This is a genomic window from Streptomyces sp. NPDC031274 (genome assembly GCF_055570235.1).
On record NZ_JBVIHP010000219.1, the window covers coordinates 1 to 1,436 of the forward strand.

Annotated in this window: 3 protein-coding genes; all 3 read right to left on the reverse strand. The window is 73.3% G+C overall.

Annotation, left to right across the window (positions count from 1 at the left end):
- Nucleotides 1-26 precede the first annotated feature (26 nt).
- Nucleotides 27-851: a hypothetical protein gene (locus ACZ5CR_RS45115; RefSeq protein ID WP_468869434.1), complete on the reverse strand. Its 825-nt coding sequence runs from the start codon at nt 849-851 to the stop codon at nt 27-29.
- Nucleotides 848-1,237: a TraR/DksA family transcriptional regulator gene (locus ACZ5CR_RS45120; protein ID WP_468869437.1), complete on the reverse strand. Its 390-nt coding sequence runs from the start codon at nt 1,235-1,237 to the stop codon at nt 848-850. Before ACZ5CR_RS45120 ends, ACZ5CR_RS45115 begins: the two co-directional genes overlap by 4 nt.
- A 51-nt stretch (nt 1,238-1,288) precedes the next feature.
- Nucleotides 1,289-1,436: TraR/DksA family transcriptional regulator (locus tag ACZ5CR_RS45125; protein ID WP_468869439.1), on the reverse strand; the 148-nt coding region annotated here is incomplete at its 5' end.

The following is a 1,436-nucleotide window of genomic DNA, read 5'->3' on the forward strand; positions in this document are numbered from 1 at the left end:
GCCGGCCACGGTGTCTCTCCTTGGGCCTAGTGAGGGTGTGCGGTGGCGGAGGGGTGGCCGTGGGCGGCCCGGAGGAGTTTCGCGGCGCCGCGGACCGCCGCGGTGTGCGGGGCGGGCACGGGCCGGACGGGAGCGTGCAGCTGCCCGGCGAGGCCGCAGCTGATGTCGGGGAGCAGGGCGCCGCCACCGGCCAGGAGCGCGCCCCGCCGGAGAGCTTCGCGGGTCCGGGAGGTGCGGTCCTGTTCGAGCATGGCGGTCACCATCGCGCCGATGCAGTCGGTGAGTTGGGCGGACGGGTACGGGGCCAGGGAAGGGGAGTCCAGGTCGCTCGTTCCCAGGGCGGTGTGGCGGGCGTCGATCACCGCGCCGTCGGCGAGGAGGGCGACCTCGGTGAGGTGGGCTCCGACGTCGACGACGAGCAGGGGGTGGGCCAGATCTGCGTCCGCGGCCGAGGCCACGGCTCGCGCGGTGGGGATGGTCAGCACGGTGCGCGGGCGGAGTACCTCGACGGCGACGCGGGCTTCGGCCCGGTATGCGACTCCGCCGAGGACGGGGGAGGTCAGGATGAGCAGGGGACGACCGAAGAGGGGCAGACGGTGGCCGAGCAGCCGGTCGAGCATCCGCGCCGTTCCGGGGGTGTCGACGATGGCGCCGCGCCGGATCGGGTACACCGCGCCGCCGCCGTGGAAGGTCACCGTGGGGACGTCGAGGATCATGCGGCGGCCGGACGTCCAGGCACGGGTCCGGGCGCTGCCCAGATCGAGGGCGATCCCGGAGCACTGTCGGCACCAGGGCCACGAGCGATGCCGGCCGGGCACGGGAGGCAGGTGGGACGGTGTCGTGGTGGTCATCGGTCGGCTCCTCGGACCTGCTGGCAGCGGGCGCAGTAGCGGGCCTGCGGCACGATCAGCAGGCGGTCGCGGGCGATGGGCCGCCGGCACAGGTGGCAGGCACCGTAGTCACCGCGGTCCATGCGCCCCAGGGCGGCCTCGACGTCGGCGAGGACCATGCGGGCCGAGGCGGCGAGCTTGACGCGGACTTCGGTCCGGGCGGCGCTCTGCCGGTCGAGGAGCGCGTCCGTACGGGTCATGGCGGAGGCGGAGAGCTGCTGCAGTTGCTCCCGGCGGAACAGGAACTGCTCGTGCAGGTTCTCGCGCAGGGCGGTGAGGTCTTCGGAGGACATACGCGCGCTGTCCGTGGTGCTGCGATCCTCGATGATCTGTTGCTGGTTCACCACTTCACCCCTAGGGCAGGGCGGGAGACGGAGGTGGGCGTGCTCGTGCTGCGGTCAGACGGCCTTGCGCTGGCAGGGAACGCAGAACTGCGTGTAGGGCAGGATCTCCAGGCGCTCGACCGGGATGGGCTTGGAGCAGCCGGGGCAGGTTCCGTAGCTGCCGTCCCGCACGCGGTCGAGGGCGGCCCCGATCTCTCTGAGC